General features: G+C 72.9%; 13 protein-coding genes. 9 read left to right on the top strand and 4 right to left on the bottom strand.

Translation table 11 applies throughout. The features are described 5' to 3' along the window. Together I59_RS04780 and I59_RS04775 are read right to left on the bottom strand one after the other, a co-directional pair. On the bottom strand, positions 1-1,992 hold a 1,992-nt coding region (locus I59_RS04780), incomplete at its 3' end, for a proton-conducting transporter membrane subunit (protein ID WP_022902893.1). 156 nt (positions 1,993-2,148) lie between these two features. After that, positions 2,149-2,913 carry an SDR family NAD(P)-dependent oxidoreductase gene (locus I59_RS04775; RefSeq protein WP_022902892.1) on the bottom strand — a complete coding sequence of 255 codons (765 nt, stop codon included), beginning with the start codon at positions 2,911-2,913 and terminating at the stop codon, positions 2,149-2,151. A 43-nt stretch (positions 2,914-2,956) separates the two neighbouring features. Here I59_RS04775 and I59_RS04770 point away from each other — a divergent pair, with 43 nt between their 5' ends. From I59_RS04770 to I59_RS04735, 8 genes are all read left to right on the top strand, one after another. After that, positions 2,957-3,679, top strand: coding sequence for an SDR family oxidoreductase (locus I59_RS04770; protein ID WP_022902891.1), 723 nt, complete (start codon positions 2,957-2,959; stop codon positions 3,677-3,679). After that, complete coding sequence (locus I59_RS04765; protein WP_031272907.1) at positions 3,676-4,317, top strand: FadR/GntR family transcriptional regulator; 642 nt, start codon at positions 3,676-3,678, stop codon at positions 4,315-4,317. Before I59_RS04770 ends, I59_RS04765 begins: the two co-directional genes overlap by 4 nt. Before the next feature lie 47 nt (positions 4,318-4,364). Further along, positions 4,365-5,246 carry an SMP-30/gluconolactonase/LRE family protein gene (locus tag I59_RS04760; RefSeq protein ID WP_022902889.1) on the top strand — a complete coding sequence of 294 codons (882 nt, stop codon included), beginning with the start codon at positions 4,365-4,367 and terminating at the stop codon, positions 5,244-5,246. Positions 5,247-5,314: 68 nt separating this feature from the next. Continuing rightward, positions 5,315-6,463: a glycosyltransferase gene (locus I59_RS04755; protein WP_022902888.1), complete on the top strand. Its 1,149-nt coding sequence runs from the start codon at positions 5,315-5,317 to the stop codon at positions 6,461-6,463. After that, positions 6,460-7,536, top strand: coding sequence for a glycosyltransferase (locus I59_RS04750; RefSeq protein WP_022902887.1), 1,077 nt, complete (start codon positions 6,460-6,462; stop codon positions 7,534-7,536). The genes I59_RS04755 and I59_RS04750 overlap by 4 nt, the downstream gene beginning before the upstream one ends. Then, on the top strand, positions 7,533-8,495 hold the full coding sequence (locus I59_RS04745) for a hypothetical protein (RefSeq protein WP_022902886.1): 963 nt from the start codon (positions 7,533-7,535) through the stop codon (positions 8,493-8,495). The genes I59_RS04750 and I59_RS04745 overlap by 4 nt, the downstream gene beginning before the upstream one ends. Positions 8,496-8,502: 7 nt before the next feature. Then, positions 8,503-9,654, top strand: a complete 1,152-nt coding sequence (gene rlmC / locus I59_RS04740) for a 23S rRNA (uracil(747)-C(5))-methyltransferase RlmC (protein WP_022902885.1) — start codon at positions 8,503-8,505, stop codon at positions 9,652-9,654. A 301-nt stretch (positions 9,655-9,955) separates the two neighbouring features. Continuing rightward, positions 9,956-10,642 (top strand): transglycosylase family protein, encoded by a 687-nt coding sequence (locus tag I59_RS04735; protein WP_022902884.1) that lies wholly within the window; start codon positions 9,956-9,958, stop codon positions 10,640-10,642. Between the two features lie 62 nt (positions 10,643-10,704). Here the strand turns inward: I59_RS04735 and I59_RS04730 are convergent, their stop codons facing one another. Continuing rightward, complete coding sequence (locus tag I59_RS04730; RefSeq protein WP_148286089.1) at positions 10,705-11,607, bottom strand: LCP family protein; 903 nt, start codon at positions 11,605-11,607, stop codon at positions 10,705-10,707. A 388-nt stretch (positions 11,608-11,995) separates the two neighbouring features. After that, positions 11,996-12,400, bottom strand: coding sequence for a MarR family winged helix-turn-helix transcriptional regulator (locus I59_RS04725; protein WP_042726466.1), 405 nt, complete (start codon positions 12,398-12,400; stop codon positions 11,996-11,998). A gap of 70 nt (positions 12,401-12,470) precedes the next feature. Here I59_RS04725 and I59_RS04720 point away from each other — a divergent pair, with 70 nt between their 5' ends. Next, positions 12,471-14,681 carry an efflux RND transporter permease subunit gene (locus I59_RS04720; protein WP_049976528.1) on the top strand — a complete coding sequence of 737 codons (2,211 nt, stop codon included), beginning with the start codon at positions 12,471-12,473 and terminating at the stop codon, positions 14,679-14,681. Positions 14,682-14,691 lie beyond the last annotated feature (10 nt).

The following is a 14,691-nucleotide window of genomic DNA, read 5'->3' as shown; positions in this document are numbered from 1 at the left end:
GAACGCGATGAGCGTCACCGTCTCGACCACGAGCTGGGTGAGCGCGAGGTCGACCGCCCCGTGCAGGACGAAGAGCACGGACATCCCGTACCCGGTGACCCCGACGAGCACGGCGGCGGCGAACCGGGTCTTCGCGCTCGTGACGGCGATCGCGCCGATGCTCATCACCACCACGACCGGGACCTGACCCCACGAGTCTGCGAACCGCACCGAGAACGCCCAGGGTCCGCCGACGACCAGGTTCACGAGCGCCCCCGCCACGAAGACCGACAGGATCACGGTGAGGTAGTAGGGGAGCGAGCCCCGCTGGAGCGCCGCGGTCAGGCCGGTCGCACCGCGGTCGAGTCCGCGCATGACCCGGCGGTAGGTGCCGGCCGCGCTCGGTGCCCCCGCCAACCGGTGCTGCAGTGCCTCGACCGGACGCCGCAGGAGGAACAGGGCGGTGCCCCCGAGGAGCGTGACCGCGGACAGCCCGAGCGCCGGCTCGAGCCCGTGCCACAGCGCGAGGTGGGGCACCGGGGCGAAGCCGATCGACGCGGCGTTCGCGGCCGGTTCGACGCCCTTCGCCACGAGCGGGGTGGCGAGACCGAGCACCACGCCGAGGACGCCGAGCACCGACGGCACCGCCCCGAGGCCGTGCAGCGCGTGGGGCTCGGTGTCCGCGACGCCGGGCTTCCGGGCGAACGCACCCCACAGGAACCGCAGCGAGTACGCCACGGTGAGCAGGGACCCGATGGTGACGCCGACGAGCGCGACCCACGCCCACCCGGTGTCGGGACCGGCGTGGAGGGACTCGACGAACCCGGTGAGCACGGCCTCCTTCGCGACGAAGCCGATCGTCGGCGGCAGTCCGGCCATCGAGGCGAGCGCCAGGACGGTCACGACCACGAGCCAGGGCATCCGCCGTCCGAGGCCGCTGAGCCGCCCGAGGTCGCGGGTCCCGGCTGCGTGGTCGATCGCGCCGACGACGAGGAACAGCGTCGACTTGAACGTCGCGTGGGCGACGAGCAGGGCGATCCCCCCGAGCGCGACGGCCGGCTCGCCCCACCCGACCGCGAGCACCAGGAACCCGAGCTGGGCCACCGTGCCGTACGCGAGCAGCAGCTTGAGGTCGGTCTGCCGGAGCGCCCGGTAGCCGCCGATGAGCATGCCGCACACCCCGAGCGCCGTGACCGTCCCGCGCCAGCCGTCGACGAGCGCGAAGCCCGGGGCGAGGCGGGCGACGAGGTAGATGCCGGCCTTCACCATCGCCGCGGCGTGGAGGTAGGCGCTGACCGGGGTCGGCGCGGCCATCGCCGCCGGGAGCCAGAAGTGGAAGGGGACGATCGCGGACTTCGTCAGGGCACCGAGCAGGACGAGCACGACCGAAACCGGGACGAGCGCGCCGCCCGCGGACACCAGGGTCGGTGCGGCGTCGACGATGGCGCTCAGCGACGTGGTGCCGGCCCGGACGGACAGCAGCACGAGCCCGGCGAGCATCGCGAGCCCGCCGGCGGTCGTCACGACGAGTGCCTGCATGGCGGCGGCGCGGCTGGCGCGCTTCACCGCGTCGTGTCCGATGAGGAGGTAGGAGAAGACCGTCGTGGCCTCCCACAGCACGAAGAGGACGATGACGTCGTCGGCGATGACGAGTCCGTACATCGAGCCGGCGAAGGCGGTGAGGACGCCGGCGAACCGGCCGAGCCCGACCTCGCGCTCCTCGAAGTACGCCGCACAGTAGACGAGCACGAGCGTGCCCACGACGGTGACGACGAGCGCGAGCACCCACGAGAGGGCGTCGACGCGCAGGCCGATCGCGAGGTCGAGCTGCGGGACCCAGGTCGAGCGCTCGCGGATGCCAGGACCGAGGGCCGCCGGGGTCTGCGCGACCGTGAGCACCGCAGCCGCAGCGGGTGCGAGCGCGGCGATGAGGAAGACCCGGCGCCCGAGCCAGGGCGTCAGCGCCGGGACGACGAGGGCGAGGACCGCGAACGCGGCGAGGACGGTGACCATGGGGCACCTCCTCGGGGTCGGGCTGCAGTCCGGCTCACTGGATGCTCCCAGCTTAGGGTGGCCCCGATGGGCAGAACCTGTGTGCCCGGACAGTGTCAGGAGCAGCCGGCCGGGCCGTCCCGTCCAGTCTGCTCGCGCGCCGGCCGAGTCGACCGGTCAGCGTCCGTGCGCCCGCGCGGGGATCTGCGTCGCGAGCTTCCCTCCGGAGACGTCGACGAGCGTCCCCGTGATGTACCCGGCCGCGTCGCTCGCCAGGAACACGAGCAGGTCGGCCACGTCGTCCGCGGTCTCCCACCGGCGCAGCGAGAGCGTGTCGAGCAGGCGGTCCTGCCGGTCCGGCGGCATGTCCGCGAAGCCGTTCATCGCGGTCGGCACCATGCCCGGTGCGTAGGCGTTCACGGTGATGTCCCACGGCCCGAGCTCGGACGCGAGCACCCGCGTGAACTGCACGACGGCGGCCTTCGACGCCGCGTACGCCGCGCTCCCGACGCTCGGCACGATCGCGGCGAAGGACGCGGCGTTGATGATCCGCCCCCGACCCGCCGCCTGCATCACGGGCGCGACGGCCTGGCTCACGAGGAAGGTGCCGCCCGCGTTGACGTCCATGCACCGACGCCAGCCCTCCCACCCGAGGTCGGCGACGGTCCCTTCGACGTTGATGCCCGCGTTGTTCACGAGCACGTCGACCGTGCCGTGGCGCTCGACGACGGTGGCGACCGCGGCCCGGACCGACGCCGGGTCGGTGACGTCGCACACGATCCGGTCGGGCAGGGCGTGCCCGTGGTCGGCCACGTCCGGGAACCCGAGGTCGAGCGCGGCCACACGACACCCCTCGGCGACGAACCGCTCGGCGATCACCGCGCCGATCCCGCGCGCGGCTCCGGTCACGACCACCACGCGGTCGGTCAGGTCGAGGTGCATCGTCGCTCCCGTCGTCGGTCTGCAATAGGCATACTATTCACCCATGACCGATGCGCGCGTGCTCTGGATCACCGGCGGCGGGAGCGGCATGGGTGCCGCCGTGGCGGAACAGGCCGCGCGGGACGGCTGGACCGTCGTGCTGAGCGGTCGCCGGACCGACCGACTCGACGCCGTCGCCCAGACCGTGCGTGCAGCCGGCGGCAGCGCCGACGTCCTGCCGCTCGACACCGCCGACGTCACCGCCGTCGCGACCGCTCGGGACGTGCTGCTCGGCCGGCACGGTCGGCTCGACGGGCTCGTCCTCGCCGCCGGTCTCAACGCCCCCGAGCGCCGGTGGGACGACCAGACGATGGCCGACTTCCGGGCGATCGTCGACACGAACCTGACCGGCGTGGTCGCCGTCGTCGACGTGGCGCTCCCGTCGCTCCGCGCGGTCGGCGGCACCGTGGTCGTCGTCTCCTCGTACGCCGGGTGGTCCTTCCAGCCCGGCGCCGGCGTCGCGTACTCGGCGTCGAAGACCGCGCTCGCCTCCGTCGTCCGCACGCTCAACCAGCAGGAGGCCGAGCACGGCGTCCGTGCGACCCACCTCTGTCCCGGGGACGTCGCCACCGACTTCCTCGACCGTCGACCGGTGGTGCCCGACGCTGCGGCACGGGCCGTCATGCTGCAGCCGGAGGACGTCGCCCGAGCGGTGTCCTTCGTGCTCGAGGCCCCGTCGCACGTGCGCGTCGACGAGCTCGTCGTCAGCCCGGTCGCCCAGCGGTGATCTACGACCGGGTCCTCGACGAGCTCGGCACGGCCGTCGTCCACGGCGGGTTCGGCACCGCCGCGGTGAGCATCGACGACCTCGTCGCCCGGACCGGTGCGAGCCGCAGCATCGTCCGCGAGGCCGTCCGGGTGCTCGTCGGTCTCGGACTCCTCCGGGCCCGGCGCCGTGTCGGCGTGCTGGCACTCGCGCCCTCGGAGTGGGACGTGCTCGACCCCCGGGTGATCGGTTGGCGGCTCTCCGGCCCGGACCGGCGCGCGGTCCTCGACGAACTGCGCGCGCTGCGGCGCGCGGTGGAACCGGCTGCCGCAGCGGCGGCGGCCGCGGCGGACGGTGACGCCGCCGGCCTGGAGGCACTGCTCGCGTCCGCCGACCACCTCGCCACCGCGGCGGGTGCCGCGGACGCCACCGCGTTCCTCCAGGCCGATCGTGCGCTGCACCGCGCCGTCCTGGACCGGTCCGGGAACACGCTCTTCCGCCGGCTCCACGGCGTCGTCGAGCGGGCCCTCGACGAGCGGGCCGGGATCGGGCCCGACGAGCACGACGTCCGACTGCACGGCGCGCTCGCGCGCGCCGTCGCCGACGGCGACCCGGCCGCAGCCCGGGCCACGATGCAGGAGATCGTCGACCGGACCTGACCCGCGACCGGTGCCAGGCTGGCCGCAGACCAACGCGAAGGAGCGTCATGGAGTTCACCGACCTCGTCCCCGACCCGGCCGCCGTCGAGCGGATCGCGACCGGGAGCACCTGGGCCGAGGGCCCCTGCTGGGTGCCCGCCTCGAGGACACTCCGGTGGTCGGACATCCCCGGCGACCGGATCCTGCAGTGGCACGCCGACACCGGAGCCGTCGACACGTACGCCGAGCACGTCGAGTTCACGAACGGTCGGACGCTCGACCGCGACGGCTCCGTCGTGCAGTGCTCGCACGGACTGCGGCGGGTCGAGCGCGACCGGGACGGGGCGGTGTCCGTGATCGTGGACGGCTGGGCCGGTGGTCGGCTCAACTCGCCGAACGACGTCGTGGTCGCCTCCGACGGTGCGGTCTGGTTCACCGACCCCGCGTACGGGATCACCCAGCCCCGCGAAGGCCACCCCGGCGTCCGTGAGTACGGCGACCACTGGCTGTTCCGCTGCGGCCCGGACGGCGGGGACCTCCGGCCGGTGGTGACCGACGTCGACGAGCCGAACGGGCTCGCGTTCGCCCCGGACGAGCGGGTGCTCTACGTCGCGAGTTCCTCGGGCGACCTGCCGGTGATCCGCGCGTACGACGTGGACATCGACGACGTCGGGGTCCGCGTGAAGAACGGGCGTGACTTCGCACGGCTCGGTGCGGGGGAGGGCGTCCCCGACGGCATCCGTGTGGACGAGCACGGCAACGTCTGGTCCTCGTCGCACCGCGGCGTCGTCGTGTTCGACCGGGCGGGTGCGCGACTCGGGGAGATCGCGGTACCGGAGGTCGTCTCGAACCTCTGCTTCGGCGGGGACGACGGCACCGAGCTGTTCCTGACCGCGACGACCTCGGTCTACCGGCTCCCGACGCGGGCTCGGGACGCCGCTCGACGGTAGCCCCTTCCCTCTGGTGATACTGCTGTGTAAAATATCATTGCAGTTGTCATTCGAACAAGGGAGCCAGCGTGTCGAAGCGCGTCGCGATCATCGGTACCCGGGGGTACCCGTCCTACTACGGCGGCTTCGAGACCGCCGTCCGGCAGGTCGCCCCGGCGCTGGCGGACGTCGGCTGGGACGTCACCGTCTACGGACGCCCCGGGCAGGAGCGCCCGGACGACCCCACGCTCGACACGCGGATCACCCGACGCGTCACCCGTGGTCTCGAGTCGCGGTCGCTCTCGACGCTCACCTACGGTCTGACCGCCGTGCTCGACACGGTCCGCCGCCGCCCGGACGTCGCCCTCGTCATGAACTGCGCGAACGGGTACTGGCTGCCCCTGCTCAAGCTCGCCGGCATCCCGACGGTCGTCAACGTCGACGGCATCGAGTGGGAGCGCGCGAAGTGGGGTCGGATCGCGAAGGCGGTGTTCAAGACCGGTGCCCGGATGACCGCGTGGAGCGCCGACCGGCTCGTCTTCGACGCGCGGGCGATCGGCGAATACTGGCAGCGGGTGTTCGACAAGGACGGGGTGGTGATCCCCTACGGCGGGACGACGGCCTCGGCCCTGCCGCTCCACCCGGAGGACGCGCACCTCGCCGGCCGCCCGTTCGCGCTCGTCGTCGCACGGTTCGTGCCCGAGAACACCGTTCCGGAGTTCCTCGCGGCGGCCGAGCGCATCGCCCGGCGCTTCCCGGTCGTCATCGTCGGCTCCACCGGCTACGGCGGCGAGCTCGACCAGCACGCACGGCTGCTCGCCGACACCCGCCCCGACGTGCACTGGCTCGGCCACGTCGCCGACGACGACCGCCTCTTCGCGCTCTGGCAGCACGCCGGTGCGTACTTCCACGGACACAGCGTGGGTGGGACGAACCCCGCGCTCGTGCAGGCCATGCACCTCGGCGCCCCGACGATCGCGCGCGACACGGTCTACAACCGCGAGGTGCTCGCGGACACCGCGGCTGCCTTCGTCGAGCCCCGTCCGGACGCGATCGCCGACGCCGTCCTGACGCTGCTGTCCGACCCGACGGAACAGAACCGCCTGAGCCGGGTCGTGCGCGACCGAGCACTCCAGCACTACACGTGGCGCGGAGTCTGCGACGCGTACGAGCGAGCCCTGGACGAGCAGGTCCGCGGCGTCGTCGCCGATCGACCCGAGGCGGTGCCGGCCGCGTGACCCCTCCGACGAGCCTACGCATCGTCCCGGAGCTGCGGGCGGTGCACGTGGAGCGACACCGCACCGGGACACCGGCCGAACTGCTCTACCTCGACGTGAACTACGACCTCGCGGGCACCCCGCTCGCGGAGGGCATCCGACGGACCACGGTCGGCAGGGCGCTTGCGCGGTTCCTGCACACCACGGCGACCACGCTCGAGGTCCCCGAGCCCCTCTGGATGCGGTTCTGGCCGAAGCACGCGGTCCTCGCGGCCGGCTTCGCCCTCGCCGGCGTCGTCCGCGGGCGCCGACACCGCGTCGTGACGTACGCGATGGAGAACAACGACCTCCGCACCCTCGTCGGTGGCCGCGGCCGTGTCCCGGCGCTGCTCGTGACCGCGGTCGGGCTCCTCGTCGGCGTGGTCGCACGGCTGACCCTCGACCGCATCCACTTCGCCACGCCGGCCGCTCGGAACGCGTACGCGCAGTTGCCCTTCGTCGGGGCGATCGAGCAGACGGTGGGTCTCGAGCTCCCGGCGCCGGCTCCCGGGCCGACCCGCGACGCCGTTCCGGGTTCGTGCGTGTTCGTCGGCGTCCTCGAGGCACGGAAGGGCATCGCACCCCTGATGTCCGCGTGGGAGGTCGTCGAACGCACGCGTCCGGGCGCCGTGCTCACGATCGTCGGTCCCGGGCCGGAACTCGACCGTGTCCGGCGCTGGGCCGCGGGGGCACCGGACCGACGTCGTGTCCTCGGTCCCCTGCCGCACGCCGAGGCCGGTGCCGCGGTCGCGCGTTCGGCGGTCCTCGTCGCGCCGTCGATCCCCGACGGCCGCTGGCGGGAGCAGGTCGGCCTGCCGGTGAAGGACGCCCTCGCGGCCGGACTCACCGTCGTCGCCACCGACCAGACCGGACTCGCACCGTGGCTCGCCGAGCACGGGCACCAGGTCGTCACGGTCGCCGGCGGCGACCTCGTCGGACGACTGGCACGGTCGATCGAGCGGGCAGTCGACACCCCACTGCAGCGCGAGGCCGTCCGTGCGGCACTGCCCGGTCGGGACGGCCGGATGGCCGCGGACGAGTGGCTCCACGCGTGAACGGCGGGCGGATCGTGGTGGTCAACACCCTCGGCGGAGCGCTCCGGCACTACGCCGCAGCACTCGTGGCGAGCTTCGGCAGCGACGACGTGCGGCTGCTCGCGGTCGACGAGCCCAGTGTCGCGGGCGGCTCCGGGCTGGCATGGCTCGGCCGGACGCTCCGGGCGCTGGTGCGGGCTCGACGACTCGGGGGGCGTGTCGTCGTGACCTGGCCCGTCCTCGGCCACCTCGACCGGGTGCTGCTCCGACTCGTGCTCGGTGCCAAGGTCGACGCCGCCCTGGTCGTGCACGACCCTCGGCCGTTGGTCCACGCTCGTGGCTACGGCGCCGGTGCGCGGTGGCTCGGCCGGTTCCTGGGCGGTTCGGTGCGGATGATCGTGCACAGCGAGCAGGCCGCGGATGCCCTGCGGGAGCACTGCCCTGGTGACGAGCCCGTCCTGCTGCCGCACCCCGTCGCGCCGCGGTCGGAGTCGTCGCGACGCCCGCCGGCGAGCGCCCGTCCGGTCGTCCGGGTGCTCGGGCAGTACAAGCCGGACCGCGACGTCGCCCTGCTCGTCGCGCTGGCCGCACGGCTCGGTGACACCCACCTGCTCGAGGTCGTCGGTCGTGGCTGGCCGCCCGTCGCGGGCTGGTCGGTCCGTGACGCGTTCGTCGGCGAGGCCGAACTCGACGACCTCATCGTGACGGCGGACGCGGTGCTCGTGCCGTACCGGCGCTTCTTCCAGTCCGGGGTGGCGATCCGGTCGCTCGAGCTCGGGACGCCGGCGGTGGGACCTGCCGACTCGAGCATGGCCGATCTCTACCCGGACGACCGTTTCCTCGCGGACGGATCGGTCGACTCCTGGTGCCGCGCGGTCGAACGCGCAGCCGGGGCATCCCGGAGCGACACCGTCGCGCTCGCCCGGGCAGCCGACGAGCGAGCGCGCGGCGCATGGCGGACGGAGTACGCCGTACCCTGAGACGGCCATGCAGTGCGACTACTTCGACCGCGGGGTGTGCCGATCGTGCACGCTCATGGGCCAGCCGTACGCCGACCAGGTCCTCGACAAGGAGATCCGGACGCGCGAGCTGCTCCACGATGCGGTCGAGGCTGCGGGCGGTCCGGGTGCGGTCGAGTGGCTCCCCGCGATCACGAGTCCGGAGTCGGCCTACCGCAACAAGGCGAAGATGGTGGTCGGCGGCTCCGTGCAGCACCCGACCGTCGGCATCCTCGACCACCGCCAGCGCGGGGTGGACCTGCAGCACTGCGGCATCTGCACGCCCGGCATCCAGCGCGCGCTGCCGGTCCTCGCACGGTTCATCGCCGACGCCGGACTGATCCCGTACGACGTCGCCGCCCGGCGGGGTGAGCTGAAGTTCGTCCTCGTGACGGAGTCACCCGACGGCGAGCTCATGGTCCGCTTCGTGCTGCGTTCGGAGGGACAGCTGCCCCGGCTCCGCGAGCACCTCGCCGCGCTCCGCTCCGTGCTGCCGGAGGCCGTGGTGGTCACGGCGAACCTGCTCCCCGAGCACAAGGCCGTCACCGAAGGCGACCGCGAGGTGCTCCTGACCGAGCAGGCGACGCTGCCGATGCGGATGGGGGACGTCACGATGCACCTCCGTCCGCAGAGCTTCTTCCAGACCAACACCGTCGTCGCCGCGCGGCTGTACGAGCAGGCCACCGCGTGGATCGACGAGGTGGACCCCGCCTCGATGTGGGACCTGTACTGCGGGGTCGGCGGCTTCGCCCTGCACGCCGCTCGCCCCGGCCTTGCGGTGACGGGCATCGAGACCAGCCGCGAGGCCGTCCGTTCGGCGGGACAGTCCGCTCGCGAGGCCGGCCTGACCGACGTCCGGTTCGCCGCCGACGACGCCACCGAGCACGCGCTCCGAGCCCGTCCGGACGCCGTGCCGGAACTCGTCGTGGTCAACCCGCCCCGGCGCGGGATCGGTGTGACGCTGGCGGACTGGCTCGAAGCGTCGAGCGTCGACCACGTCGTCTACTCGAGCTGCAACCCGGTGACCCTCGCGAAGGACCTGGCACGCATGCCGTCCTTCCGACTCGACCGCGTCCGGGTCCTCGACATGTTCCCGCAGACCGGCCACCTCGAGGCCGTGACCGTGCTGTCGAGACGGTGATCCGAGCCTCCTGGCCGACTTTCCCAGGGAATTGCCAAGCGAATGTACCCGGGTACAGCACCATCTGCGCGAGCACGGCGATCGGGGCGTACAGGTTTCACCGTGGGGGACATAGCACCGAAGGGTAGAACCGTTTGTCTCAGTTTGATAACGGTGCGGAGTTTCCTATGGTGGCCGACCGAGGTGCCACCGGCGCGAGACCACTGCCCCCGGTGGCGCACCCCACAACGTGACCGCGGACGGTCGGGACGGGCAGTGGACAGGTCGGAACTCCGGCGCGCGGTCCCGGTGGAGCAATCACATGAAGAAGCTTTCCCGTACCCGCACCATCGTCGGTGGCCTCGCCTTCGCAGGCATCGCCGCGACGGGTGTCGGCCTCGCGGCTGCGCCCGCGAACGCAGCGTCCGGTTCGACCTGGGACGCGCTCGCACAGTGCGAGTCCGGTGGTAACTGGGCGATCAACACCGGCAACGGTTTCTACGGCGGTCTCCAGTTCACGCTGGGGACGTGGCAGGCCAACGGCGGCTCGGGCAACCCGGCCGCTGCCAGCCGCGAGACCCAGATCGCCGTCGCCGAGCGCGTCCTCGCGTCCCAGGGCTGGGGCGCATGGCCGGCCTGCTCCGCGAAGCTCGGTCTGAGCGGCACCACCGGTGCTGCTCCGACGGCCGCCACGCCGCAGCCCGCCGCACCGGCGACCCAGGCCGCTCCGCAGCAGAGCACGACGCAGGCTGCGCCGCAGCAGAGCACCACGCCGGCGGCGCCGCAGCAGGCGGCCCCGAAGGCGACGGCCCCGGCTGCCTCGAGCAAGCCGGCCGCGGTGGCGACCAGCGGCAAGACCTACAAGATCGCGTCGGGTGACACGCTCGACAAGATCGCCGCGAAGCTCGACGTCGAGGGCGGCTGGAAGCAGCTCTGGGCGGCGAACACGTCGACGATCGACGACCCGAACCTCATCTACGCGGGTCAGACCCTGCAGCTCCCGGCCTGATCGCCGCGACTGCGTGACGGAACCCCCTCGACCTCGGTCGAGGGGGTTCCGTCGTCGTCGGGCTACTGCGGGTTCTCCGCGAGCCACCCGGCGACGTCGTCCGACCGCAGCGCCTGCGACAGCGACTGCACCGCGAGGGTGTTCACGGCGACGTACGACTGGCCGTCGCTCGAGGTCCCACCGCCGGCCGTCGGCATCGTGAAGGTCACGAGGTCGGACGACCTGACGCCGCGCAGGGACCACCCGAGGTCGACGAGCGTGCGGAGGTCGAGGCCGGCGTCGACGGACAAGTACCTGGTCGTCGCGTCCACGAAGGCCCGGATGCGACCGGGGTTCGTGATGGTGCCGCGCGAAAGGGCCCCGTCGAGCACGCCGCGCATGAAGGCCTGCTGGTTGCGGACCCGGGTGTGGTCGGCGTCGGCGAAGGCGTATCGCTCGCGGACGAAGGCCAACGCCGCGTCGCCGTCGAGGCGGTTCGGGCCGGCGACGAACTCGTCGCCCTCGCGGGCGGTGAACGCACGCGGCGAGTCCACGGTCACGCCACCGAGTGCGTTCGTCATGTCGCGGAAACCGGCGAAGTCGATCTCGGCGACGTGGTCGATGCGGGAGTCGAGGAGTTCCTCGACGGTTCGGACGACGAGCGGGACTCCGCCCCAGCTGAACGCCGCGTTGATCTTCGCGGTCCCGTGGCCGGGGATGTCGACCCACGAGTCGCGCATGATCGACATGAGGTAGGCGCGCTTGCGGTCGGCCGGGAGGTGCAGGAGCATCAGCGTGTCCGCGCGGCCGCCCATGACGCCGTCACCGTTCGGATCGAGCGACGCGCGGGAGTCCGACCCGATCAGGAGGATGTTCTCGACGCCGTCCACCGGAGCGGGGCGCTCGCCGCTGGGGAAGGCGTGGTCGATGGTGGTGCTCTGGTCGAAGCTGCGAGCGAGACCGCCGATGAAGACACTGGCGACCACCGCGATGACCGTGGCCAGTCCCGCGAGGGTCCCGATCGTCGCGAGGAGCGCGACGAGGAACGGGCGCCTGCGTCGCCGTCGCCTCGAGGGGTTCGATCGCCCGCTGTCGTTGCGCTGCCGGACGCGGTCCGGCCGATCGGTGCCACCCACCCGGCCGTTGCCGCCGGATCGATCGCTGCCCCCCGGCAGATCCCCGCTCCCTGGCCTGACGCTCGCCGGTGCAGCGCGTCGCGGCGCGCCGACGCCGGGTCGCGGTCGGTCGTGGGATTCGGCGGCAGCCGCCCCTGCGGCGGCTCTGGCTGCACGGCGTTCGGACACATGGTCTCCTGGGATGCGGGCCGGCCCTGATGCCGACCCTCCCAGAGTACCGCATGTGCAATATCAGATGCTAGGAATTCGTCCGGCTCATGATCGCTGCGAGCGCCCCACGCAACGCTGCGTCCTCGGGCAGGACCTCGCGCTCGATGTGCTTCGCCGTGTCCCATGCGGCCCGCCCGGCATCGGTCACCGTGACCACGCGCCGCCGACGGTCCTCCGGGTGCGGCGAGCGTTCGACGAGGCCGTCCCGCTCGAGCCGCTCGAGCGTGCGGGACATCGTCTGGGGCTGCACCCGTGCCGCGCGGGCGACCGTGTCGGCGCCGGTCGGACCGGTCCGGATCAGGATGTCGATCGCGATGAGCCCGGCGTGCGGGAGCCCGATCTCGCGCAGTCGCTCGTCCCAGTCGCGCTCGACACGTCGTGCGGCCGCGGCCAGCAGGCGCCCCATGGGCCATGCCGCGGGCTGTTCCTCCATGGCAGCATCCTACGGAGCGGGCATCGACGACAGATGATCAGCATGCTGACGATCGGTGTACGCTCGCACCGTGTCCCGCTTCCTCCGAATCGTGCTCCCCGCCGTCGTCATCGTCGCCTGGCTCGCCGTCGCGTCCGTCGGCGGTCCCTACTTCGGCAAGATCGCCGAGGTCTCGACGAACGACCAGACGTCCTTCCTCCCGGCCTCGGCGGACGCCACGAAGGTGCAGGAGCGAGCGTCCGAGTTCCGGCAGGCATCCGGTGCCCCGGCCATCGTGGTCCTCGACCGTGCGGGCGGCTTGACGCGCACCGACCTCGCTGCGGCAGACCGTCTCGCGGAGGACCTCGGCGACCGCGGCGACGTCCAGGGTGTCAGCCCGGTCATCCCGAGCGAGGACGGGGACGCGGTCGAGATCGTCGCCACACTGACGCAGACGGCCGAGACCGGCGACGCGGTGGAGGCGATCCGGGCGGACGTCGACGACGCCCTGCCGACGGGCGTTCGCGGCTTCGTCACCGGGCCGGCCGGCTTCACGGCCGACCTGACCGCAGCCTTCGCCGGCATCGACGGGCTGTTGCTCGGCGTCGCCCTCGCCGCCGTGTTCGTGATCCTCATCGTCGTGTACCGGTCGCCACTCCTGCCGGTCCTCGTGCTGAGCACCGCCTCGTTCGCGCTCTGCGCCTCGATCCTCGTGGTGTGGTGGCTGGCGAAGGCCGACCTCGTGACCGTCAACGGGCAGGTGCAGGGCATCCTCTCGATCCTCGTGATCGGCGCCGCGACGGACTACGCGCTGCTCTACACGGCGCGCTACCGGGAGGCCCTCCGTGACCACCGCACCGGGTGGGACGCCACGAAGGCCGCGCTCCGGGGCAGCCTCGAACCGATCCTGGCGTCCGGTGGCACGGTCATCGTGGGTGTCCTCTGCCTCCTGTTCTCCGACCTCAACTCGAACAAGGCGCTCGGGCCGGTGGCAGCGATCGGCATCGCGTTCAGCCTGCTCGCGGCGCTCACGCTGCTGCCGGCGCTCCTCCTCGCCTTCCGGCGCGCGGCCTTCTGGCCGCTCCGGCCGGCGTACGGGTCCGCCCACCCCGTCGTGACCGGTCCGGACGCGAAGGGCCTGTGGGCGTCGGTCGGGAGGCTCGTGGCGCGTCGGTCACGCGTCGTCTGGGTCGTGTGCACGGTCGGCCTCCTCGCCATGGGGGCCGGGCTGTCCGGCCTGCGGGCCGACGGCGTGCCGCAGAGCGACCTCGTCATCGGGGCATCCCAGGCCCGGGACGGGCAGGACGTGCTCGCCGACCACTTCCCGGGCGGTTCCGGCAGCCCGGCGCAGGTCATCGGACGCGCGGACTCGCTCGACGAGCTCATCCGGACCGTCCGCGGGGTCGACGGGGTCGACGGCGTGGTCGCGGCCGCGAAGGACTCCCCGTCCGGCACGGTCGCCGTCACCGACGGGTCCGGCGCGAGCGCTGGTGGTGGCTCCGGCTCGGCTCGGTCCGGCGTGGGCGGTGGCGGCTCCGGCTCGGCTCGGTCCGGCGCGGGCGGTGGCGGCTCCGGCCCGACCGCCGAGCCGACGGTCTCGCGCGGCGACGTCCTCCTCGAGGCCACCCTCGCCGACCCGGCCGACTCCGCGGCGGCGGAGCAGACCGTCCGCGACCTCCGGACCGCCGTGGAACGGGTGGACCCGGACGCGATCGTCGGCGGGGTCACCGCGACCGCGCTCGACACGAACGACACGGGCATCCGTGACCGCTCGGTCATCATCCCGGTCGTCCTCGCGGTCATCCTGCTCATCCTCATGCTCCTGCTGCGGAGCATCGTGGCGCCGCTCGTCCTCATCGGCAGCGTGATCGTGTCCTTCGCGGCGGCGCTCGGCGTCGGGGCGCTCGTGTTCGACCACGTGTTCCACTTCCCCGGGGCCGACCCGTCCGTGCCGCTGTACTCGTTCGTGTTCCTCGTGGCACTCGGCGTCGACTACAACATCTTCCTCATGACCCGGGTCCGGGAGGAGGCGCTGCGGCACGGCCCGCGCGAGGGTGTGCTGCGCGGACTCGGTGTGACCGGCGGTGTCATCACCTCGGCCGGCATCGTGCTCGCGGCGACGTTCGCGGCGCTCGGCGTGATCCCGATCCTGTTCCTCGTGCAGATCGCGTTCGTGGTCGCCTTCGGCGTCCTGCTCGACACGGTGGTGGTGCGCTCGCTGCTCGTCCCGGCGCTCGCCGTCGAACTCGGGCGTCGGGCGTGGTGGCCGTCGCGCCTGTCGCGCCCGGCCCATCACATGTGACACGCTGGTG

Origin of the sequence: Curtobacterium sp. B8, assembly GCF_000333315.1 — a bacterium.
GTDB lineage: Bacteria > Actinomycetota > Actinomycetes > Actinomycetales > Microbacteriaceae > Curtobacterium > Curtobacterium luteum.
This window is presented reverse-complemented; position numbering and strand designations above follow the sequence as displayed.